The organism is Sorangium sp. So ce117, from assembly GCF_051524395.1.
Classification (GTDB): domain Bacteria; phylum Myxococcota_A; class Polyangia; order Polyangiales; family Polyangiaceae; genus Sorangium; species Sorangium cellulosum_B.
Window position 1 is genome coordinate 4,845,237 of record NZ_CP150309.1, and the last position, 22,877, is coordinate 4,868,113.

Sequence of the window (22,877 nt, forward strand, 5' to 3'; positions counted from 1 at the left end):
CGCCTCCGCGCGCCGTTTGCGCCGCGGCGCAAACGGCTGCGGGCTCCCTGGCGAGGCGCCCGCCCACTGCGCTCGCGGCGCGAGGGAGCCAGCGCGCGTGAAACCCTCCTCTCCGGCCCCCGGAACGCCTGGCATGCGGCGTGCTGGGTATTGGGCAGACGAGCAGATGGGTGGATGGGCAGAGCGAGGCGACCGCTGGTCGGGCCTCGCATGGAGGCTGAGGAGGCTGTCATGTCGAGCGCAAACGCAACGAATCGGTTCATCGTCGTCGTCGGGATCGACTTCTCGGAGCCGAGCAACCGTGCGCTTGATCAGGCGCTCGAGTCCGCTTGCTGTCGCGAGAACGCCGAGGTGCACGGGGTCTACGTCGAGCCCGAGAGCTGGGTCGGCATCGGGCTCTCGCGGGCGCCCATGGTGGCCACCAAGCCCGAGGTGGCGCTCCAGCAGCTCCAGCAGCGCGCGAGCGAGCGCGTGAGCGCCATGGGCGACAAGCTCGACGGGGGGCGGCTGAAGCGCGTCGTCGTCCACTTCCGCCGCGGGGATGCGGCCGAGAACATCGCGCAGCTCGCCGCCGACCTGGACGCCGACCTCGTGGTCGTCGGCTCGCACGGCTACCGCGGGCTCGAACGGCTGCTCCTCGGCTCGGTCGCCGAGCGCGTCTCCCGGCTCGCGCGCTGCCCGGTGTGGATCGTCCGGCCGAAGGATCACGCGACCGCCGGCCGGGTCCCCGAGATCGAGCCGCCCTGCCCGGAGTGCGTGAGGCACCGGCAAGAGACGGGCGGCGCAGCGCTCTGGTGCGCGCGCCACTCGGAGCACCACGTCCGGCCGCACCGCTACTCGTATGCGACCAACGGGGTCTACGCGGCGTCGAGCGCGGCCTACCAGTCGACGCCCGAAGCGACGTGAGCGCGAGGCGAGCTCGACGGGGCCGCGCGTCTGTCATGCACACAAGCGCCCGATACGTGCCGTGAGGACGCGAGGCGAGCGCGTGACAGACGAGGCTCCCCTCCTCGTGCGTCGTGGTCTCTCCGCGCGCTCTCCTCGATCCGCTCGGCGCCGAAGCGCCCGCGCCCCGTCCGGTCGATCACGATCCCGCCGCGTTGACGTTCCACCACGCGCGGGGGATACACAGCGCAATGAAGCGGTCTTGCATCGCCCTGGCGGCTCTCGTGCTGTCCCTCTCCGCTCCCGCGATCGCGCAGCCGGTGAAGGTGTTCGTCCTCGCGGGCCAGTCGAACATGGTCGGCTACGGCGTGGGCCGCCAGCTCCCGGTCGAGCTCCAGAGCCAGCCGGACGTCTGGTACGACCACTACAACCCCGACGCCCGCGAGGGAGGGCCGTACGCCGCGGCGACGAGCGCCGACTGGGGGCCGCTCGAGCCGAAGGGCGAAGCCCGCCGCTACGGGCCCGAGATCACGTTCGGCCGCGCGATCGTCGCGGCGTACCCGGAGCACCGGATCGCGATCGTGAAGATGGCCCAGGGGGGCACCAACCTCGTCGATCACTGGGGGCGCGGCCTCGCGCCGGATCCCGAGGTGCTCTACAAATCGCAGCTCTACCACGCGCTGCTCGGCGAGCTGGACTCCGCGACGTACGAGGGCGACCGCGCTCTCCGTTATCCCGACGAGGTGACGCGGCTCGACGGCGCCCTGGCGAGGCTCGAGTCGGAGGGGCACCCGTACGAGATCGCCGCGCTCGTCTGGATGCAGGGCGAGAACGAGGCGGGGTGGTCGGCCGCGTTCTCCTACGGCGACACGCTGCGCGGCTTCATCGCGGCGATCCGCGCTGACCTCGGCGTCCCCGGGCTCCCGGTCGTGCTCGGCAGGGTCAGCGACAACCTCTACCCCGCGAACGGCGGGCCCATCGCCGCCGGAAAGGAGGCGAACATCGACGCCGTGCGCGCGGCGCAGGTGACCGTGGCCGAGGAGGACCCGCGGGTCGCATGGGTCGACACGGACGACTTCACCGTGCGATCGCCCGACGACGCGTATCACTTCGACTCCGCCGCGTACCAGCTCCTCGGCGAGCGCTTCGCCGAGGCGTACCTCGCGCTCGTCCGCGAGGAGGGCTCGTCGACCGCGTCGTCGGCGAGCAGCGCCGGGAGCGCGGCCGCGGGGGGAGGGGGCGCCACGGGAGGCGGCGCGACCGGAGATGGCGCCACGGCCGTATCGAGCGGGAGCACGGCGACGGAGGGCGGCGCCGGGAGCGAAGGCGAGGGCGGGAGCGGCGCCACGGCCGTATCGAGCGGGAGCGCGGCGGCGACGGGCAGCGCCGAGGCCGCGGCCAGCTCGGGCGGGGTCGCGCCCGGGAGCGCCGGCGGCTGCGGCTGCCGGGCCGCCCCCGGCCAGGGCCCCGGGGCAGCGGCAGCGCTCGCGCTCGTCGCGCTCGCGGGCCTGCGCCGCCGCCGCTCGCGCGAGCAGGGCTGAGCGCCGAGCGGCGCCTCGTGGAGAGCTGGTGGAGCGGGGAGGGGGCGCGCGCCGGCTGCGCCGGGAGGGGTGGAGCAGCCGCGCCGCGCTTCGTGGGAGAGGCCTCGTCGTCGCCTCATGGCGACGCGGAGGTTCATCGCATCAGGGGAGCCGCAGGGGTCCGTCGCCAGGTCGTACGGACCAGCCTGCGAGCCTGCCCGTCATCGGGTCATTCTTCCGGGAAGCAGCCGTCCGCCGTGCACTCATAGCCCTCGCGGCAGTCGGCCGACGTCGCGCAATCGCTGTTGCAGTAGCCGTCCACTGTGCAGATCCCGCCGCCGGCGCAGGGGGTCGTGTCGTCACAGAAGCCCCAGCAGTAGCCGCCAGGCCAGCCGGACTCATCGGGGGAGCAGAGGCCGCCGGCGCAGTCGCCGTCGGTGGTGCAAGGGGCGCCGTCGGCGCCCTCGCCGGGCGGCGGCGCGCAGCTGCCCACATCCACCCCGCAGGTGAAGCCCGGCTCCGTGCACTCGGCGTCGCTGGTGCATCCCGGAAGGCAGAGGTCACCCTTGCACGAATAGCTGCTTCGGCAGTCTCCGGACGTGGTGCACGCGGTGACGCAGAAACGGAAGCCGCTGGCGTTCTCGACGCAGACACCGCCGTTGCAGTCGCTGTCCGTGTCGCAGACGCCCGAGCAGGCGCCGCCCGGCCAGCCGTTCAGGGCCTCGGTGATGCAGAAGTCGCCAGTGCAATCGCTGTCGAGCGTGCAAGCGCTGCCGTCCGGGCTCGTCTCGATCGGGGGGTAGCAGCCGCCCGACTCCGTGTCGCACGTGCCCACCTCCGGGCACTGCGCGTCGCTGGTGCAGTCCGGCCAGCAGGTGGAGTCGACGTCGCACATGTAGCCGTCGCGGCAGTCGGCCGCTGTCTCACACTCGGCGACGCAGAGGCTGACGGATGCGTTGATGCGGATGCAGATGCCGCCGCCGGCACAGTCGCTGTCCGCCACGCACCTGGCGGTACAGTGCCCGGAAGGGAACCCAGACTCCGTCTCATTGAGGCAGAGGCCGCTGGCGCACTCGGTGTCGGTGGCGCAGGCAGCGCCGTCGGCGCCGGGCTCGCCGCCGCCCCCGGTGGTGACGGAGGTCGTCGAGGTGGTGACTGAGGTCGTCGAGGTGGTGGCCGAGGTCGTCGAGGTGGTGGCCGCGGTCGTGGAGGTGACGCTGCCGCCGCCGTCGCCGCCAGCGCCCGTGGTGGCCGCGGTCGTGGAGGAGACGCTGCCGCCGCCGTCGCCGCCGGCGCCCGTGGTGACCGAGGTCGTGGAGGTGACGCTGCCGCCGCCGTCGCCGCCGGCGCCCGTGGTGGCCACGGCCGAGGTCGACGAGGCGCTGCCGCCGCCGTCGCCGCCAGCGCCGGTGGTGGCAGCGGCCGAGGTCGAGGAGGCGCTGCTCGATGAGGCCGAGCTCGAGGTGGTGCCGCCGCCCGCACCGCCGCCGCCGCCGGTGTCGCCGCCGCCGTTGCCGCCGGTGCCGCCCGCACCGCCGCCGCCCGTGTCGCCGCCGCCGTTGCCGCCGGCGCCGCCGGTGCCGCCCGCACCGCCGCCGCCCGTGTCGCCGCCGCCGTCGCCGCCGGTACCGCCGGTACCGCCGCCGCCCGTATCGCCGCCGCCGTTTCCTGACGTGCTGCTGGCCGAGGTGGCGCCTTCGCCGCCGGTGCCGCCGCCCGCACCCCCGCCGCCCCCGGTCCCGATGATCGTCGCGTCGTCGTCGCCGCACGCCGTCGTCATCAGTCCAAGAACGAAGAGACACACCAAAGATCGCATCTTCATCCGCTGCTCTCCAGCCGGTAGGGGTCCAGTGACGCGGCGCCGGCCGTCGGAGGGCGAGGAGCCGCAGCGCGAACCGCGCGCACGCATCTTCTGTCGAAACGCCGCGGATGCCAACGCCTCTTTACTCCTTCACGGCGCTTTCGGGCGGAGGGCGCCCGCGCTGTCCGCGTCCTACCTCGTCCGCGCTCATCCTCGCCCCGGGCCAACGACGAACGCAGCAGCTTTTCGACGGCCGAGCGCGCGCGATTGTCGCGTCCGCTCCACGTTTGTGGAGCGCGTTTTGGAGGTCGCGACGCTCTCTTCTCCACTCGTTCTCACCCGTTTCACCCGTCCGGCGAGCCGTCCTTGGCGACCAGCGCGTTTCTCTTCTCCGCACCTTCCCGAACCCGAGTGCACCTCCCGATGTCCGTGAGGTTTCGGGCGTCCGCTCCTCAGCTCGTTGGCAAGCCCGAGCGCATCGAGCGCACCTCCTGAGTTCGGTGAAGTGTTGGCCATTCCGCCCCTGTCGCCACGAGCGCAGCGGCGGCCGCTGTCTGCCCCAGCGTCGCCTCGCGACGCGTTGTCGGCCCCAGCGTCGCCTTGCGATGATTGACCGACCGCCGCCGGGGCTGGTATAGGTAGCCGTTTTCTTTGAGTTGAATTTTTCAGTCACAGTCGAAGCGAAAGGCGGTCAAGCGCGGTGTGCGCAGGTGAAGGGTGCCCTGGTGCTTCCAGTGCCAGCCATGTCGTCTTGCCCTTGCCGCGTCGCGTTGGCGCCCTGCGCCTCGGCGGACGACCTCTCATTTCAGCCAGAGGATGAGGAGACCCCATGCGTGTCCGACACGTGATGATCACGACAGCGATCGCCGGTCTATTCGCGGCCTGCGCCAGCTCGGGGAGCGATGGTGGCAAGACCGAGCAGCCGGTCTACGGGACGGTCTGCGAGGCCCGCTGCGCCTGCGAGGACTGCTCTGGCGACAAAGAGGGCCTGTGCGAGGCCGAGGAGGACGCCATCGCCAAGCGAGCCGAGGAGCGCTGCCAGGAAGAGCACACGGCGTACATCGACTGTGTCCGGCTCGAGGGCCGGTGCGTGGACGGTCATCACCTGGAGGAGGTCTGCGACGTCCATGCGGCGGCCCTGATGGGCTGTCTCGATCCCACGGACCACTGCCCCAGCGCGGGTGATGGCATCTGCGACGAGCCCCAGGGCACCGGCGACTGCCCGGCTGGGACCGACCGCACCGACTGCCTCTCTCACTGTCCCTTGACCAGCAACGGCACCTGCGACGAGCCCGAGGGCACGGGCGGGTGTCCGGAGGGCACGGACGTCGACGACTGCGCGGCGGGCGGGCCGTGCGACCGCGTGCAGGACGGCGTCTGCGACGAGCCCGAGGGTACGGGCGAGTGCGAGGAGGGCACGGACGTCGCGGACTGCGCGGCGGGCGGGCCGTGCGATTCCACGAACAACGGCCAGTGCGACGAGCCCGAAGGCACCGGCCTCTGCGAGGAGGGCACGGACCTCGCCGATTGCAACGCCACCATGGCCTGCGACGACCTCGACGAGTGCGGCAGCGACACGAGCGGGTGCATCGGATGCGCGGTCCAGGGGAGCTGCGCCGATGAGCTCGATGCGTGCACCCTCGACGACGAGTGCCCCCGGTTCGCTCAGTGCGCCGTGACCTGCAGGGACGGGGACGACGCCTGCTTCACCGCGTGCATCGACAAATCTCCGGATGGCGCGGAGCTCTATCTCAAATACGACAGATGCGTGAACTGCGATGAGTGTTATTATTCGTGCGGCAACGCCAGCGTCCTCGGGTGCTGATCCGTGGCTCATCCCGGCGCTGCGGGGGAGATGAGCCTGCTTGATCGACGGACCGTTCGCGGGCTCTCGGCCCGCGCCGCCCTCCTGGCCTCCCTGGCCGGCGTCGCCTCGTGCGGAGGGCCTCTCCGCCGGCGATCACGTGGCGTACCGCGTCGCCCTCGAGCTGGCCTCCGGCGTCGACGCGCAGCCGGCCTCCTGAGCCGCTCCCGGGCGGCGCGATCCGCGCCCTCGTTCTGGTAGCATCGCCCGTCTTGCCGGAGCTCCCTCTCACCCCCGCCGATCTCGACGCGGTGCTGGCGCCGCTCCCCAGCGCCCGGCCGCTGCCCGCGCGCGCGTACTGGGACGAGGACGTCTTTGCCTTCGAGCAGGCCGAGATCTTCGGGCGCTCCTGGCTCTGCGTCGGCCGCGAGGACGAGATCGCCCGCCCGGGAGAGTGGCTGCTCGCCCCCCTCACGCCGGCGGGCGTCGTCGTCCTCCGCGGCGCCGATCTGGAGATCCGCGCGTTCCACAACGTCTGCCGCCACCGGGCGGCGACGCTGCTCGACGGCCCGTGCGGCCGCCTCGCGCACCTCGAGTGCCCGTACCACGGCTGGACCTACGAGCTCTCCGGCGCGCTGCGCGCCGCGCCCCACGCGCCGCCCGGCTTCGACCGCGGCGCGCACGGGCTCCTCCCGGCGCGCGCCGGCGCCCTCTTCGGCTTCCTCTTCGTGACGCTCGATCCCGGCGCGCCGCCGCTCGAGAGCGCGATCGGCGAGGCGCCTCCCTGGCTCTCGCGCCCCGGGCTGCGCTCGCTCCGGCGGGGCAGGCGGGTGGAGTATGAGGTCGCCGCGAACTGGAAGCTCTGCGCGGAGAACTTCCAGGAGTCTCACCATTTCCCGCGCGTACACCCCGCGCTGGAGCGGCTGACCCCGTGCGACGACGCCGTGTCCTGGGGCCGGGGCGGCCCGTGGCTCGGCGGCGTCATGGACCTCGCGCCCGGCGCCGACACCGTCTCGACGAGCGCGGCGCCCGGCGCGCGGCCGCTCATCGTCCCCGAGGCGGAGCGGCGGCGCGTGCGCGACGCCATGCTCTTCCCGGGCCTGCTCACGAGCCTCCAGCCCGACTACCTGCTCACGTACCGGCTCGCCCCGCGCGCGCCCGACCGGACGCTCGTGATCGCCGACACGTACTTCCACCCCGCGGCGTTCACGCCGGGCTTCGATCCGGGCGACGTGTTCACGTTCTGGGACGCGGTGAACCGGGAAGACCGCGCCATCTGCGAGCGGCAGCAGCGCGGGATCCGCGCGCCCGGCTACACGCCGTCGACCTACGCCATGGTGGAAGACGGCGTCCACGCCTTCGACGGCATGGTCGCGCGCAGGTACCTCTCGGCGCTCCGCGCGGGGACGGCGTGAGCGAGCGCTGCGGCCGGCGGGGTCGCCGGTAGATCGGTCTCCGGTTACTGCGCGACGCAGTTCTCCTTCATCACTTCCCAGACTGCATCTCCGGTGGCGATGCTACCGGCAGAGGTGGGGTGGATTCCGTCTTGCGTATACTCGTTGTGTCCGTTCCAGGTCGGACGAAGGTCCAACCAGTAACACTTCGGCGACGTGAGCCCGTCGCACAACGCCTTCATCTTCGGCCGGAGCGTGTCGAGGCAGCTCTTGAGCGACGAGAAGTTGTTTCCGATGGGGTCGGGATAGAAGAAATAGACCACCTTCTCGACGTTGTCCTTCTCCATGGTCTCGAACAGCGACTCCGCCGCCGCGAGGGCCGCGTCGCCGTCCCCTCTCAACAAGCAGTCGTTCCCGCCGCCATCCATCAGCACGTACTTGATCATGCCGTTCTCCGCGGCCTTGCGGTACTGGCTGGGGATCTGATCGTTGGCGAGCGTCGTGCCGCTGACGGAGTTGTCGATGTAGCGGTCGTTCTGAGGGAGGGAGCCGTTGGCCTTGGCCTGCTTTTCGATCTGCTGCGTGATGCCGTGAGTCGCGGCGATGAACGATTCTCCGATGACCGCGACTTGATTCCCCTTGGTCTGGCCCTTGACGCACTCGCCCGGTTCACCGCCCGTGCCGACCGTCTCTCCTCCGCTGGCCGAGCTGCTGGCCTCCGCGGTGCTTGCGCTGCTGCTGCTGCTGCTGCTGCTCGAGGTGCTCCCGGCTGTCGCGCCTCCGGCGCCGGTCGTGGCCGCACCGCCCGTGCCGACCGTGGCCGTGGTCTCCGCGCTGCTGGAGGTGGTCTCGTCAGGGGCGCCTCCGCCGGCCGACGACGTACCACCGTCATTGACCTCACCACAGGCCCAGATGCCGATGCTCAGGAGACCGAGAACGCTCAGTTTCGTAGCGACGTAGGAACGTGTCGACCTCATTTTATTTCTCCAGTGTCCGCTTGGCGCCGAGGTTTCAAGCGGCGAAAGCCACTCATTGCCTTGTATTGACGATTCAGCCATGCATCGAAGGGCCGCGTTCGCCCGATGCAGGTGACTGCCACGACGTCGTACCCAAGCCGGCTGACGCGATGTATAGGCATACTCGCCTATGCGTCGATGTGAGCGTTCACATTTATGTTGGTGGATTGAACAATTCAGGCAAGAGTCGAATTCGGTGTCTGCGCCACGGCCCATCCCTTCAGCGAGGCCCCCGAGGCGCTCGGTCCCGAGCGCTCCCCGCCCGAGCCCGGCTCCCCGCCCGTGCTGGTTTACGCCAGGCTTCGATCCGGGCCACGTGGGCGCCTCCTGGGACGCCGCGGACCGGGAGGACCGCGCCATCTGCGCGCGCCGGCAGCGCGGGATCCGCGCGCCGGGCCGCGCCCCGTCGACCTGCGCCCTGGTGGAGGACGGCGCCCACACGTTTGACGGCATGGTCGCGCGCGGGTACCGCTCGGAGCGAGGACGGCATGAGCAAGCTCTGCGGCCTGTGGGGCCGCCCCTACATCGACCTGTCGCCGCTGATCGACGCGGCGTGCTTCCCCGAGCTCGATCGCGAGATCGTGCGCGGCCTCTGCCGTGTCGAGCCCTCGTACACCGGCGGCAGCCTGAAATGGATGGGCGTGGTCGCGCCCTGGGTGCGCGACGACCCGTACGTGGATTACGGGGAGGTCATCGGGGGCTTCTCGCGCGACGAGTTCTGCGACTTCATCGCGCTCGGCGACGACCCGTCCGCCTTCGATCCCGACAGGCGGCGCGAGTACACGTTCGGAGACGAGACGGATCACCCGCTCACGCGGGCGCAGATGCTGTACCTGAAGTACCGCTACGGCGTCTATTTCCCCTGGAAGGTCTGCTATCATCTGCTCGAGAACGATCGCTGGGAAGACAAGCACTCGGGCGCGGGCAAGGACTTTTCGGCGGAGGCCAGGGCGACGTTCCCCCGGACGGTCGAGTTCATCCGGGGCCTGCCGTTCGTCGAGATCGGGCGGTGCGTGATCTTCGGCCTCGAGGCGAACGATCATGCGCCCGCGCACCGGGACACCGAGCCGGGGAGCGCGATCGGCGCGGCGCAGTCCATCTCGTTCGACCCGCGCGGCGACAAGCGGTTCTATGTCTGCGACAGGGCAGGGGAGGAGCGCACGGTCGTCGGCGCTCCTATCTACTGGTTCAACGACATGGATTACCACGGGGTCGAGCCGGACCCGTTCTTCCGGTACTCGATCCGCGTGGACGGCGTGTTCAAGCCGGAGTTCGTGAAGCAGCTCCAGCGCCTGTACGGGCGTTAGGCGCGGGCGAGCGCCCTGCCGCGGGTGCTCCGCTGGCTAGCGCACCGCCGGCGTGGCTCCGTTCACCACGAGGTGGATGAACTGCAGCTTCGCCACGGTGGGGCGCGGCAGCACGAACGGGTAAAAGTCATGCTGGCCCATGCTGCGCGACATCTCGTTGAGCACGGCCGTCAGCTCCACCCAGGCGTTCAAGAAGCCCAGGAAGGTCTCGGCCCCTGGGTCGTCCGGCCGCCACAGCGCGTCCGCGCCCCATGGCTCGACGTCGAGCTCCACATCATCGGCGTCGATGCCGAAGCTGAGGGCCGTATCGACGGTGTCGACCATGTGGAGATAGTGAGCCCAGGTCTCCGCCCAGTCTTCCCACGGGTGCATGCTGGCGTAGGCGCTGACGAAGCGCTCGGGCCAGTCCGCCGGCGGCCCCTGCTCGTAGTTGGCCTTCAGCGCGGCGGCGTAGTCCTGCTGCTCGTCGCCGAACAGCTCCCGGAACGGCGCCAGCCACCCGGTGTCCTTCACCAGGCGGTCCCAGTAATAATGGCCGACCTCATGGCGGAAATGCCCGAGCAGCGTGCGGTAGGGCTCGCGCATCGCGGCGCGGGTGCGCTCACGTGTGGCGTCGTCCGCCTCCTCGATGTTCAGCGTGATCACGCCGTCGGCGTGGCCCGTCATCACCCTGGGCCCGTCGGGCGGCGAGGCGAGGAAGTCGAAGCAGAGGCCGCGCTCCGGATCCTCGCCCATCTTGGACTTCACCGGCAGGTTCAGCGCCAGGAGCTGCGATACGAGCCGTCGTTTGGCCGTCTCGAGCAGCCGCCACTGCGCCTGGTGCTCGGCGACGGAGAGATCTGGAATGGTGCGGTTGAGCCGGCACGCGGCGCAGAGCGCGGGCGCCTCCGCCGCCGCCGGTATCAGCCAGTTGCAGCCCGACGCCAGGTCGAAGTTGCCGCAGCGCCTGTAGAGCTGCGGCGCGTCCGCCGTGTCGTGCCAGATCTGCCACGTACCCTCGGTCGGGCCGGCCTTGAGCGGCAGGACCTGGGCGCGATCGGGCTCGTAGCCGAGCGGCGTCTTGCAGGCCAGGCATTCGCTATTGCGGAAGAACACCGGCCTTTCACACTGGCAGCGGTAAGCGCGCGGGGCGGTGGGCTGCTTGGTCCGCTTCCATGCGCTGCGCAGGCGCGCGATCAGACTGTCAAAGCGATTGGTCATGGTGGGTTGAGCGGCCTCGATCGTGTCGGCCTCAGCTCACGATCGCAAGAATCGCAAGTTGTATGCCAGGCTTGTGGCTCGGCGCTCGCGAACGGGCAGGACCCGACGTGCCGTGGACGGACGTCGCGAAGTGTCTCGGTGTGGCAAGAATGCCGGCGACCCGACCCAGGTTGAGCGCTTCAGCCCGACCCAGGTTGGGAATCGACGCCCCGCCTCCCCGGCGCTTGCGCTGCTGCTGCGCGCGCCTCGCTACTGCGTCGCGCGGTAGCTCTCCGGCGGTCCCAGGTAGCTCGGCTTGAGCCCGCCCGTGTCCACCACGAGCTTGCCTGGCACGGCGAGAGCGGCAGGCCCGTCGGCCCCGACCGCGCCGGCTCCGGCGGGCGTACGGGGCCGCGCCACACTTCTTGGAGGTTCAGGTCCAGCCGCAGCTTCCTCGCTGCTCGCGGCCGTCAGGCCGGCCGGGAAGGGGGCGGCCGCCGACGACTCCGCCGGCGGCTTTGCCACCCGTGGCGGGCAAGGTCAGTTGGTGGGCACGAAGCGCAGCGATGCGAGGCGCACGAGCTCGCCCTGGCCGCCCTTCACCTTCAAGTAGACCTCGTGCGTGCCCGACGTGGGCGCCACGTTGCACGTCGTCGTCGTCCACTTCTCCCAGCCGTCGGTACCGGGGAGGGCGCAGGTGCCGATCATCGAGCCGCCTGCCAGCGGATCGATCCAGACCTCCACGGTGCCGCCGGCCCCGGCGCTCGAGGCCTCCAGCGCGATGGCCTTCGACTTCACACCCCCGCTGCCGAGGTCGACGCTCCCGAACATGGCCCAGTCGTCGTTCTCCAGATCACCCAGCACCGGTCCCGCCGACGTGCTCGACACGACCTGGGCGCCGGACTGCTGGTCCGCCTCCGCGGCCGGGATCGGGGTGAATCCGTCACGATAGGTGAACAGGTCGAAGTAGGCACGGCTATTGGTCGCGAACATGCCGGCCTGGTTGCCAATCCAGGTGTGAGCCATGGCATAGAACCCGTCGAGCGTGGATACGTCGATCTCGGTGCCTACCTGGGTCCATTCGACTCCATCCGTGCTGAACCAGCCGGTGGCCTTGTGCTCGGAGCGGACCAGCTTCAGCCAGACCGCTTTCCCGGCGGGTGCGGGGACCGACGCGCCCACCACGACCGGCTCGGCAAGCTCGGTGTACGCAGCCCCCGCCTCGGCCGGGGCCTGCACAGAGCGCGACCGGAAGGAGAAGCGAATCATGTCTTCCTCGCCCTCCATGACCCGCGCCACCGAGACGTCCATGATGGCGGGGAGCCTGAACTTCTCGCCGTCGTTCATCCACGTCGGGCAGGAGAGGACCTGCTCGTCCTGCCAGTAGCCGTTGCCCACGCGGATGCCGGCCGCGTCCCCGTCGGCCGCGGGCGCGAACTCGACCCTCGCCACCATGCTGCTCGAGTGCAGCGCGTCCTTCTGAACGACCCACGTGGTCTCTCCGGTACCCGGCGTGATCCGCAGCCACCCCGGGCGATCCACCACCGAGTACTTGTCCTCCGACGCGTCGTAGGTGGTCCACGCGGAGTCGATCGTGGCCGACGAGAAGTCGTCGTTCACGGGCAGCAGGAAGGGCACGCCGCTCTGCGGCAGCTTGGGCGCGGACAGATCGCCCTTCTTGGTCGGGTAGTGCGGGACCGGGATCGTCTTCCCGTTCACCTCTTGGTCGACCCAGGTCACCTCCAGCAGCAGCCCCTCGCGGCCAAGCCCCTGCCAGTCGCCGTTCTTCGAGGTCTTTGTGTCGTCGGTGCCCACGTTGCTGCAGTCGTACGAGTGGGCAAAGGCCCACCACGAGCCGTCCTCCAGCGCGATCGGCGACGTGGTGTGCTGGACGCCGGCGTACGGCTCCTCGCCGGTAAGGACATAGCCGAGCCACGTCCAGTCCTCGGCGGTGCTGCCGACCAGCTTCTTCGACGCCCAGGCGTGCAGCTGGCCGCCGCAGGCCGTGTGCGTCGAGACGAAGTAGTAGTACCAGTCGCCGCGCTTGGCCATCGTCGGCCCCTCGGCCCACTTGCTCCAGTCAGGATTCGTGAAGTCCCCGCAGCCGCCGGTCTCCTGATCCCAGTTGATGAAGCTCATGTCGATGCTCGACTCGGGCAGCAGCATCCCGGTCTTGGGATCGATCTCCGTGACCAGGTTGATGCCGAAGTCGTTGGGGTGCTCCGCGTCCCATTTGCACAGACCGTTCTTGATGATCATGTACGTCTTGCCGCTGTCGGGATCGACGAACACGGAATTGTCGGAGCCGGTCCCTCGTTCGTACGAGGTCTCGCTGCCGGGCGGCGTGTAGGGGAAGATGTCGACCTTGGTGGGCTCTGACCACGGGCCCTCGAGGCTCGGCGCCGAGGAGAAATGCTGGGTGGCCCCGATGGAGTAATAGACCCGGTACACATCGCCGGCCTTGACGATGAAGCCGCCCCAGGTGCCCTGGCCCGGGCCGAGCTGCGCCTCCAGCGCGGGAGCGGTGGAGTGGACCACCCGGTTCATGCGCTCCCAGTGAAGGAGATCCGTCGAGCGCAGGATCTCGAAGGCGGGCATCATGTGGAAGTTCGACCCGACCAGGTAGAAGGCGTCGCCTTCCCGGTAAATGTTCATGTCCGGGTGATCACCGGGCAGAACGGGGTTCTGGTAGGTCGTCACCTCGAAGGCCGCGTCGCCGTCGCCGCCCGCCCCACCGCCGCCGGCGTTCGGAGAGCCACCCGCGCCCCCGGAGCCGCCGTCGCCGCCCCCGTCGCCGCCGGTACCACCTCCGGAGCCGCCCTGACTTGAGGAGCTTGTCGAGGTTGGTCCGGACGAGGTGCTAGATCCCGCCGGGCTCGGATTGGGCTCGTCCGAGCCGCACCCGATCGCGATCAATCCAACGAAAGTGACAATCCCTGCTGCATAAGAGCGCACGATGACCTCTCAGTTCCTTGTTGTGGACCCTTGAATTCCCGAGGGCTTCCGAAATGATCAATGAATGGGCACGAAAGTGCCTATCGGAGCCACACGGACCCTGGCGGAACGCACGTCCATCCCCGTCGTGTCACGCCGTACGGGCGCGCCGCTCGAAGAGCCGCTGGAGCAGGCAGGCGACCAGGAGGAGCAGGCCGATGACGATCTTGGTCCACCAGGAGCTGAGCGTGCCCTCGAACATGATGAGGGTCTGGATGGTGCCGTAGATGAGCACACCGAACAGGGTGCCGACGACCGTACCATGGCCGCCGGTCAGCAGGGTGCCGCCGATGACGACGGCGGCGATCGCGTCCATCTCCATTCCGCCGGCGTGCAGCGCGTAGCCGGACACCATGTAGAACGTGAATGCGACGCCCGCCAGCGCCGAGCAGAAGCCGCTCAAGGTATAAATGAGCACCTTGGTCCGTGGCACCGGCAGGCCCATGAGCAGGGCGGATTGTTCGCTGCCGCCGATCGCATAAACCGTGCGGCCGAAGCTCGTGTAGTGGGCGATGTAAATGGCCGCGGCGAACAGCGCGAGCGCGATGACCACGTTCCAGGTGATCGAGGTGTCGAACAGGAACGGAATGCGGTGCGACGAGACGTCGACGTAGAAACCGTTGCGGATCGTGATGGAGTCGATGCTGATGAGGTAACAGAGCCCGCGCGCCAGGAACATGCCCGCCAGCGTGACGATGAAGGGCTGCACCTTGAAGTACTGGATGACGACCCCCATCACGAGGCCGATGGCCGAGCCCATGGCCAGCACGAGCGGGATGACCACGGCAGGGCTCACGCCGTGCTTCTCGACGAGCGACGCCGAGACCATCGTTGTCAGCGCGATGACCGAGCCGACCGAGAGGTCGATCCCGCCGGAGAGGATGACGAAGGTCATCCCGATGGCGGTGATCAAGAGGAACGCATTGTCGATGAAGAAGTTGAGGAACACCTGCAGCGAGAAGAACCCGTTGAACAGGTACGACCCGGCCGCGAACATGAGCACGAACAGGCTGCTGGTGACAGCGAGCGGCAGGTGCCTCGGGTCGATCCGGACGGCGCGCCCGGTCGCGGCGGTGGTGCCGCTCCGTCCGGGCGCGGCGATGGTGCCGCTCCGTCCGGTCACGGCGGCGGTGTCGATCATGGTGTGACCACCCTCCTCGTCCGTTGCTTTGCGATGAGATCCCTGACCTTCTGCGACTGCAGGATGGTGATCATGAAGACGACGAGCGCCTTCACCACCAGGTTGACCTCCGGGGGCACGCCGGCGGAGTAGATGGTGGTGGTGAGCGTCTGGATGATCAGGGCGCCGACGACGCTCCCCGCCAGCGTGAACTTGCCCCCGGAGAGCGACGTCCCGCCCAGGACCACGGCCAGGATGGCGTCGAGCTCGAAGAGGAGCCCCGCGTTGTTCCCGTCGGCGCTCTTGACGTTCGAGCTCACGATGAGCCCGGCGATGCCGGCGCAGAGGCCGCACACGGCGTAACAGGCGAAGGTGATCGTGCGCGCGCGGATCCCGGCCAGCCGCGAGGCGACCGGGTTCACGCCGATCGCCTCGATGAACATCCCGAGCGCGGTCTTGCGGGTCAAGAGCCAGACGACGGCGCTCACGCCCGCCACGATGAACAGCGAGACCGGGATCCCGAGGAGGAAGCCGTTCCCGATGACGTGATACGGGCTGTAGTAGATGGTGATGATCTGGCCGCCCGTGATGAGCTGGGCGATGCCTCGCCCCGTGACGAGCAGGATCAGGGTCGCGATGATCGGCTGCATGCCGAAGATCGACACCAGCGTGCCGTTCCACATGCCGAGCGCCAGCGCCACGCCCAGCGCGCTCCAGACGACGATCGGCAGCGGGACGCGCGTCGCGTCCGCCATGCCGGTCCCGCCGCTCGGCGAGAGCTCGCCGCCGATCAGCACGGCCGCGACCGCGCCCGAGATGGCCACGACCGCGCCGACGGAGATGTCGATGCCGCGGGTCGCGATCACCAGGGTGAGCCCCATGGCGATGATCATGAGCGGCGACGCGCGGTTCAGGATGTCGATGACGCTGCCGTAGAGGTGGCCGTCCTTGACCGTGATCGCGAAGAACTGCGGATTGCTGACGAGGTTGAACAGAAGGAGGGAGCCGAGCATCGCCAGCGGCCAGAACGCGTTCCCGCTGGCGAGCCGGCGCAGGGAGGCGGCGGCCGCGCTCACGGCTGACCTCCCGCGATGATCTGGTAGACCGCCTGCTCGTCCGTCTTGTCCGTGGCGAGCTCCGCCACCTTGCGCCGGTCGCGCAGGACGACGACCTGGTCCGAGTAACGCAGCGCCTCGGCCATCTCCGACGAGACGAGCACCACCGCCATGCCCCGATCGCAGAGCTCCATGACCTTGCCCATGATCTCGCCCTTGGCCGCCACGTCGATGCCGCGGGTCGGCTCGTCGAGGATGAGCATGCGCGGATCGGTCGCCAGCCAGCGAGCCAGGAGCGCCTTCTGCTGGTTGCCGCCGCTCAGCTTGGAGATGGGCACCTCCGCGTCGGCGGCCACGATGCCGAGCCGCTGGATGTAGCGGCTGGCGATGTCGTCCTGCTCGTCCCGGGACAGGTTGCGGAAGATGCCGCGCTTGGCCTGGAGGGCGACGACGATGTTCTCGCGCAGCGAGAGGTCGCCGAGGATCCCCTCGACCTTCCTGTCCTCCGGACAGAAGCCGAGGCCGCGCGCGATCGCGTCGAGCGGCGAGCCGATGCGCGCCGGCTCCCCGTCGATCTCGATGGATCCCTGGTCCGCCCCGTCGAGCCCGAACAAGAGCCGCACCGTCTCCGTCTTTCCGGCGCCCAGGAGGCCGGCGAGGCCGAGCGCTTCGCCGCGCTGCACGTCGAGATCGACATCGCTGACCGAGCCCTTCTTGCCGAGCCCTCGCGCCCGCAACAGGGGCGCTTGCCCGCCCGCCGACGGCGCCCGCGCGCGCTCGGCCCGGGCCGGACCGTCCTCCGCGACCTCGCGCCCGACCATCCGCGTGACGAGCTCCATGCGCGACAGCTCGGCGGCCGGCGTCTCGCTGACCAGCTGACCGTTCCTCAGCACCGTGATCCGGTCGGAGATCTCGAACACCTGGTCGAGGAAGTGCGAGATGAACAGGATCGCCATCCCCTGCGCCTTGAGCCGCTGGATGACGGAGAAGAGCGTCTTCACCTCGTCCTCGGCCAGGCTCGAGGTCGGCTCGTCGAGGACGAGGATCTTCGCCTGGGCGCAGAGCGCGCGGGCGATCGCGACGAGCTGCTGCACGGCGATCGAGAAGGTCGAGAGCGGCGCGGTGACGTCGACGTGGATGTTGAGGTCCGAGAGCAGGGCGCTCGCCTTCCGGCGCATCTCCCCCCACCGGATCGCGAAGACGCCGGCGTCCTCGCGCCCGAGGAAGATGTTCTCGGCCACGGAGAGGTTGGGGCAGAGGTTCACCTCCTGGAACACGGCGCTGATGCCGAGCGCCTGCGCGTCCTGCGGGCTCGAGGGCCTGATCTCCCGGCCCTCGAGCAGGATCTGCCCGTCATCCGGCGGGTGGACGCCGGTCAGGACCTTGACCAGCGTCGATTTGCCCGCGCCGTTCTGCCCCATGAGCGTGTGCACCTCCCCGGGCAGCATCCGAAAATCGACGGAAGAGAGCGCCTGTACGCCAGGAAATCCCTTGGAGATCCGCTTCATCTCGAGCACGGGCACGGCTCCGCTCTGCATCGCTCACGTCCTCCCCGGCGGCCTCCGCGGCGCCGCCGTTACGCGCTCAGTACTTGCGCTTCGGGAACTCCTGGGCGGCCGTCTCCATCGGGAAGACGCCCTCCTCGGTGACGATGCGCTTCGGCAGCTGCTTGCCCTCCTTCAGGTCCTTCACAGCGCTCATCAGCTGCGGCCCGAGGAGGGGGCTGCACTCGACCGTCACGTTGAGCTTGCCGGCCATCATCGCCTCGAACGCGCCCTTCACCGCGTCGATCGAGATGATGAGGATGTCCTTGCCGGGTTTGAGCCCCGCCTCCTCGATGGCCTGGATCGCGCCGATCGCCATGTCGTCGTTGTGGGCGTAGAGGACGTTGATGTTCTTGCCCTCCGCCTTGAGGAACGCCTCCATGACCTCCTTGCCCTTGGCGCGCGTGAAGTCGCCCGTCTGCGAGCGGATGATCTTGAACTGGGGCTTGTCCTTGATGATCTCCTCGAACCCCTTCTTGCGATCGATCGCGGGGGCCGAGCCGACGGTGCCCTGCAGCTCGACGATGTTGACCGGGTCCTTCTGGTCCTTCGTCTTCTCGACCAGCCACTTCGCGGCGCGGCGGCCCTCCTCGACGAAGTCCGACCCCATGAAGCTGACCCAGAGGGTGTCGTCCTTCGTGTCCACCGCGCGATCGGTCAGGATGACGGGGATCTTCGCCTCCTTGGCCTCGCGCAGGACGGGCTCCCAGCCGGTCTCGACCACGGGCGAGAAGGCGATGACGTCGACCTTCTGGGCGATGAACGACCGGATGGCCTTGATCTGGTTCTCCTGCTTCTGCTGCGCGTCGGAGAGCTTGAGATCGATCCCTGCCGCCTTGGCGGACTCCTCGATCGACTTCGTGTTCGCGGTCCGCCACTCGCTCTCCGCGCCGATCTGGGAGAACCCGAGCGTGATCTGCTTATTTTCCTTCTGACAGCCCGGCCCTACCAGGATCAGCGCCAGCCCTGCCAGCGCCACCATCCCCGTGGTGACAAAGTTTCTCCTCTTCATGGCGCAGCTCGTCTCCTCTCGTCCATCGCCTCGTTCCATGAGGCACCTGAATCATCCTCGCCGTCGTCCCCCGACGTCCGGCGTCACTTCTGCCCGTAATACGCTTGTTTCCCGTGCTTCCGGTCGAAGTGCTTGCGCACGAGCGCGTCCGGCAGGCGCTCGGCGCCCGGGTGGATCGTGCGGGTGATGAACGCCATCCTCGCGATCTCCTCGAGCACCGCCGCATTGTACACGGCCTTCTCGGCGTCCTCTCCCCACGCGAACGGGCCGTGTCCCGCCACCAGCACCATGGGTGTGTGAAGCGGGTTACGATCCCTGAAGCACTCGATGATCTGCTTCCCCGTCTCCGTCTCGTAATCGCCCTCCACGGCGTCCGGCCGCATCACCTCGGTGCAGGGTACGTCCTCGGCCAGGTGATCCGCGTGCGTCGTACCGTAGATCGGGATCGGCGTGCCTGTCTGCGCCCAGCCGGTCGCGTAGGTCGAGTGCGTGTGCACAACGCCGCCCAACCCGCGGAAGCTCGCGTACAGAACGATATGCGTCCTGGTGTCCGAGGAGGGGCGGAGGTGTCCCTCTACCACCTTCCCCTCCAGATCGACCACGACCATGTCGTCGGCCGACAGCCGATCGTAAGGGACGCCACTCGGCTTGATCGCCAGGACGCCTCGGTCGCGATCGAACGCCGAGACGTTGCCGAACGTGTAGATCGCGAGCCCTCGGCGCGGGATCTCCATGTTCGCCGTGAAGGCGCGCTCGCGCAGCTCTCGATAGGTCGCGCTCACGTCGTGGCCCTCAGTGCGCCAGCCGGTAAGCGAGATCGTTCCAGCGGAGCTCGTTCTTGAGCGAGCGGATGTCGGTCCCTTCGCCGATGCGGACCAGCTCCACGCCGGCGATGGAGGCGAAGTCCTCCACGTGCGCCATGGTCAGGGCGCGGCTGTGGGCGCAGTGATGGGCGCCACCAGCCAGGATCCACGCCTCGCAGGCGAGCCTGAAATTGGGCTTCGGGATCCACACAGCGCGCGCCACAGGCAGCTTCGGCATCGCCCTGTCGGGCGCCACCGACTCGAGCTCGTTGGCGACGATCCGCATGCGGCCGCCCATGTCGATCATGGCAACGTTCACAGCGGGCCCGACCCCGGCGTCGAAGACGAGCCGGCACGGGTCCCCCTTGCCGCCGATCGAGAGCGGGTGGATCTCGAGCGACGGCCTCCCGGCGGCGATCGACGGACAGATCTCCAGCATGTGGGCGCCGAGGACGCGCTCTCGCCCCGGGACCAGGTGATACGTGTAGTCCTCCATGAAGGAGACGCCCCCGCGAAGGCCCGTCGCCATGACCTTCAGAGCGCGGACCAGGCCGCAGGACTTCCAGTCGCCCTCCGCCCCGAAGCCGTAGCCCTCGTTCATGAGGCGCTGCACGGCGAGGCCGGGGAGCTGCTTGAGACCGTGCAGATCCTCGAAGGTCGTGGTGAAGCCGCCGAAGCCGCCCTCCTTCAGGAAGGAGCGCATCGCCGCCTCCTGCCTCGCCGCGTACCGCAGATCGCCGTGGCGATCTCCGCCCCTCCTCAGGGCGGGAGCGATGGTGTACGCCTCGTCGTACTCCGCCACCAGGCGATCGACCTCGCGCTCGTCGACTTCTGCGATGCGCCCCACGAGATCGCCCACGCCATAGCCATTCACCGACCAGCCGAACTTGACCTGCGCCTCGACGCGATCGCCGCCGGTGACGGCCACCTCTCTCATGTTCATGCCGCCGAAGCGCGCGATCTTGAGCCGCCGCGAGTCGAGGATGGAGCAGGCGGCGCGCGCCCAGACGTCGAGCTTGGCGAGGACGTCGTCGTCCGTCCAGTGGCCGACGATGACCCTCCGCTCGATGCGCAGGCGAGCGCCGATGTACCCGAACTCGCGGTCCCCGTGGGCCGACTGGTTCAGGTTCATGAAGTCCATATCGATGCTGTCCCAGGGCAGCTCGCGGCCGTACTGCGTGTGCAGGTGGGCGATCGGCTTCTCCAGGCGCTTGAGCCCCGCGATCCACATCTTCGCGGGCGAGAACGTGTGCATCCACGTGATCACGCCGGCGCACCGCGGCGACGCGTTGGCCTCGCGACAGACGGCGAGGATCGCCTCGGGGCTCTTGAGCGTCGGCTTCCAGACGACCCTGACCGGGAGCTTGCCCGAGGCGTCGAGGGACGCGGCGATCTCCCGCGCGTGTTCGGCGACCTGCTTCAGCGCCTCCTCACCGTAGAGGTCCTGACTGCCGGTCAAGAACCATACCTCGAAGCCTTCTCGAAGATCCTGCATGGCGATCCCGCTCATTGCGTCAACTCCCTCTCCACAAACGATCCCAGCGCGACATAATCCCGGTACAGCGCGTCATAGAGCCTGGCGCGCGTGGGATCCGGCAGATACCGGGCCTCGGTTCCAGGCGACATCGCGCGCTGCGCGTCCTCGACGGTGGCGTGAAGGCCGGCGGCGGTCGCGGCGAACATCGCCGCGCCCAGCGCGACCGGCTGCTCGCCGGCGCGGACCTCGACCGTCATGTCGAGCACGTCCGAGAGGACCTGCATGGTGAGGGGGCTCTTGCGGGCGACGCCGCCGACACCGATGATGCCGTCGATGCGGAGCCCCTCGGATCGGAAGCGCTCGACGATGGCGCGCGATCCGAAGGCGATCCCCTCCACGAGCGCGCGGTAGATCCGCGGCGCGTCCGTGCCCAGATCGAGGCCGACGATGGCGCCCCTGAGCCGCTGGTCCGCGTCCGGGGTCCTGCGCCCGTTCAGCCAGTCGAGCGCCAGCACGGAGCTCCGCGCCGGCGGGATCTCCGCGGCCGCCCGCTCCAGCTCGGGGATGATCCGCTCGATCGCCGCATCGGCGAGCGTCACGTCGGCGACCGTCGTCCGGAGCGAGTGGCCTTCGCCGGGCAGGGCAGGGAGGATGGCGAGGAGCGGCCAGCTAAGGAGCTGCTTGAACCAGGCAAAGACGTCACCGAAGGCGGACTGCCCCGCTTCGTAGCCGATCGCACCCGGGAGGATCGAGCCGTCGACCTGGCCGCAGATCCCGGCGACGAGGACCTCCGGCGCGCCGGTCTTCGGGACGACGAGCATATCGCAGGTGCTCGTGCCCATGACCTTGAGCAGGCGGTTCGGCTGGATGTTGCCGCCGACCGCGCCCATGTGCGCGTCGAAGGCGCCGACGGCGACGACGACGTCGTCCGGGATGCCGAGCGTCGTGGCCCACCCGGCCGAGATCGTCCCGAAGGGCACGTCGGCGGTCCAGGTCTGCGAGCCGAGGGTGGCCTTGAGCGCGGGCAGGCGCGGATGGAGCCTCGCCAGGAACTCGTTCGAGGGATAACCGTCGAACTCGGGGTGCCACATCGCCTTGTGCCCGGCGGCGCAGCGGCTCCGCCTGATCTGCCGGAGGTCGTCGGTGCCGGTCAGGACGGCGGGGATCCAGTCGCAGTGCTCCAGCACGGTGACCGCCGCGCGCGCGACCGCCGGGTTGGTCTCGAGGACGTGGAGCACCTTGGCCCAGAACCACTCGGACGAGTACACCCCGCCCTCGTACTTCGTGTAGTCCACGCCGCCCCAGGTCCGGGCGACGCTGTTGATCCGCGCCGCCTCGGCCACCGCGGTGTGGTCCTTCCAGAGGATGAACATCGCGTCCGGGTCCTCCTCGAAGCGTGGGCTGAGCGCGAGAGGCCTGCCCTTCGCGTCGGCCAGGACCGGCGTGGATCCGGTCGTATCAACCGCGATCCCGCGCACGTGCGCCGCGACGTCGCCGCCCGCCTGGTCCAGCGCCGCGCGGATGGACGCCTCCATGGCATGCAGGTAGTCGAGCGGATGCTGGCGGAACCGGTGCGCGCGCGCGTCGCAATAGAGGCCCTGCGCCCAGCGCGGGTAGGACGCGACCGAGGCCCCCGCGAGCTCGCCGTTCCGCGTGTCCGCGACGACCGCCCGAACGGAGTCGGTGCCAAAATCGATCCCGATGACGAATGTTCCCTTGCGCATGACGACCCGTTAACCGAGCTAAGCCAGTAAGGATGTGCCCCGGGTTAAATGTGAACGTTCACAATGTGACTGTCAATCACAATCTGCTGGATCGCGACGCTTCTGCCGTCCCGGAGGATGAACCAGGCTGCAACTCTCTTCTCGTGCGGTGAGGCAGGGAGGGGGCGATGGTCCGCCGGCTCACGCGACGAGCACGACCACGACCACGACCACGACCACGACCACGACCACGACCACGACCA

17 protein-coding genes are annotated in these 22,877 nt (G+C 69.4%); 5 read left to right on the forward strand and 12 right to left on the reverse strand.

The genetic code is table 11. The features are described from left to right. The first annotated feature begins 231 nt into the window (after nt 1-231). Nucleotides 232-906, forward strand: coding sequence for a universal stress protein (locus tag WMF46_RS17985; protein WP_437986726.1), 675 nt, complete (start codon nt 232-234; stop codon nt 904-906). A gap of 230 nt (nt 907-1,136) precedes the next feature. Beyond that, nucleotides 1,137-2,426: a sialate O-acetylesterase gene (locus WMF46_RS17990; protein ID WP_437986727.1), complete on the forward strand. Its 1,290-nt coding sequence runs from the start codon at nt 1,137-1,139 to the stop codon at nt 2,424-2,426. Between the two features lie 208 nt (nt 2,427-2,634). On the opposite strand, the gene WMF46_RS17995 is transcribed toward WMF46_RS17990, so the two are convergent. After that, nucleotides 2,635-4,221, reverse strand: coding sequence for a hypothetical protein (locus tag WMF46_RS17995; RefSeq protein WP_437986728.1), 1,587 nt, complete (start codon nt 4,219-4,221; stop codon nt 2,635-2,637). An 814-nt stretch (nt 4,222-5,035) separates the two neighbouring features. On the opposite strand from WMF46_RS17995, the gene WMF46_RS18000 reads away from it, so the two are divergent. Then, on the forward strand, nt 5,036-6,031 hold the full coding sequence (locus WMF46_RS18000; protein ID WP_437986729.1) for a latent transforming growth factor beta-binding protein: 996 nt from the start codon (nt 5,036-5,038) through the stop codon (nt 6,029-6,031). Nucleotides 6,032-6,282: 251 nt separating this feature from the next. Continuing rightward, nucleotides 6,283-7,425: an aromatic ring-hydroxylating oxygenase subunit alpha gene (locus tag WMF46_RS18005; RefSeq protein ID WP_437553337.1), complete on the forward strand. Its 1,143-nt coding sequence runs from the start codon at nt 6,283-6,285 to the stop codon at nt 7,423-7,425. A 44-nt stretch (nt 7,426-7,469) separates the two neighbouring features. Here the strand turns inward: WMF46_RS18005 and WMF46_RS18010 are convergent, their stop codons facing one another. After that, on the reverse strand, nt 7,470-8,381 hold the full coding sequence (locus tag WMF46_RS18010; protein WP_437986730.1) for an SGNH/GDSL hydrolase family protein: 912 nt from the start codon (nt 8,379-8,381) through the stop codon (nt 7,470-7,472). A 527-nt stretch (nt 8,382-8,908) separates the two neighbouring features. On the opposite strand from WMF46_RS18010, the gene WMF46_RS18015 reads away from it, so the two are divergent. After that, nucleotides 8,909-9,727 carry a hypothetical protein gene (locus WMF46_RS18015; protein WP_437986731.1) on the forward strand — a complete coding sequence of 273 codons (819 nt, stop codon included), beginning with the start codon at nt 8,909-8,911 and terminating at the stop codon, nt 9,725-9,727. Between the two features lie 36 nt (nt 9,728-9,763). Here WMF46_RS18015 and WMF46_RS18020 read toward each other — a convergent pair whose 3' ends face one another. The 10 genes from WMF46_RS18020 to WMF46_RS18065 form a co-directional block, all read right to left on the reverse strand. After that, nucleotides 9,764-10,927 (reverse strand): zinc-binding metallopeptidase family protein, encoded by a 1,164-nt coding sequence (locus WMF46_RS18020; RefSeq protein WP_437986732.1) that lies wholly within the window; start codon nt 10,925-10,927, stop codon nt 9,764-9,766. 249 nt (nt 10,928-11,176) lie between these two features. Beyond that, nucleotides 11,177-11,326, reverse strand: a complete 150-nt coding sequence (locus tag WMF46_RS18025; RefSeq protein ID WP_437986733.1) for a hypothetical protein — start codon at nt 11,324-11,326, stop codon at nt 11,177-11,179. Between the two features lie 120 nt (nt 11,327-11,446). Then, complete coding sequence (locus WMF46_RS18030; RefSeq protein ID WP_437986734.1) at nt 11,447-13,861, reverse strand: family 43 glycosylhydrolase; 2,415 nt, start codon at nt 13,859-13,861, stop codon at nt 11,447-11,449. A gap of 130 nt (nt 13,862-13,991) precedes the next feature. Further along, nucleotides 13,992-15,041, reverse strand: a complete 1,050-nt coding sequence (gene yjfF, locus WMF46_RS18035; RefSeq protein WP_437553348.1) for a galactofuranose ABC transporter, permease protein YjfF — start codon at nt 15,039-15,041, stop codon at nt 13,992-13,994. Further along, complete coding sequence (locus WMF46_RS18040; RefSeq protein ID WP_437986735.1) at nt 15,038-16,096, reverse strand: ABC transporter permease; 1,059 nt, start codon at nt 16,094-16,096, stop codon at nt 15,038-15,040. The genes yjfF and WMF46_RS18040 overlap by 4 nt, the downstream gene beginning before the upstream one ends. Beyond that, nucleotides 16,093-17,613 (reverse strand): sugar ABC transporter ATP-binding protein, encoded by a 1,521-nt coding sequence (locus tag WMF46_RS18045; RefSeq protein WP_437986736.1) that lies wholly within the window; start codon nt 17,611-17,613, stop codon nt 16,093-16,095. The genes WMF46_RS18040 and WMF46_RS18045 overlap by 4 nt, the downstream gene beginning before the upstream one ends. 46 nt (nt 17,614-17,659) lie before the next feature. Continuing rightward, nucleotides 17,660-18,631, reverse strand: a complete 972-nt coding sequence (locus tag WMF46_RS18050) for an ABC transporter substrate-binding protein (RefSeq protein ID WP_437986737.1) — start codon at nt 18,629-18,631, stop codon at nt 17,660-17,662. 83 nt (nt 18,632-18,714) lie between these two features. Then, nucleotides 18,715-19,413, reverse strand: coding sequence for an L-ribulose-5-phosphate 4-epimerase (locus tag WMF46_RS18055; protein ID WP_437553356.1), 699 nt, complete (start codon nt 19,411-19,413; stop codon nt 18,715-18,717). A 10-nt stretch (nt 19,414-19,423) separates the two neighbouring features. Beyond that, nucleotides 19,424-20,929 (reverse strand): L-arabinose isomerase, encoded by a 1,506-nt coding sequence (gene araA, locus WMF46_RS18060; RefSeq protein WP_437986738.1) that lies wholly within the window; start codon nt 20,927-20,929, stop codon nt 19,424-19,426. An 11-nt stretch (nt 20,930-20,940) separates the two neighbouring features. Next, nucleotides 20,941-22,635 carry a ribulokinase gene (locus WMF46_RS18065; RefSeq protein WP_437986739.1) on the reverse strand — a complete coding sequence of 565 codons (1,695 nt, stop codon included), beginning with the start codon at nt 22,633-22,635 and terminating at the stop codon, nt 20,941-20,943. Between the last annotated feature and the right edge of the window lie 242 nt (nt 22,636-22,877).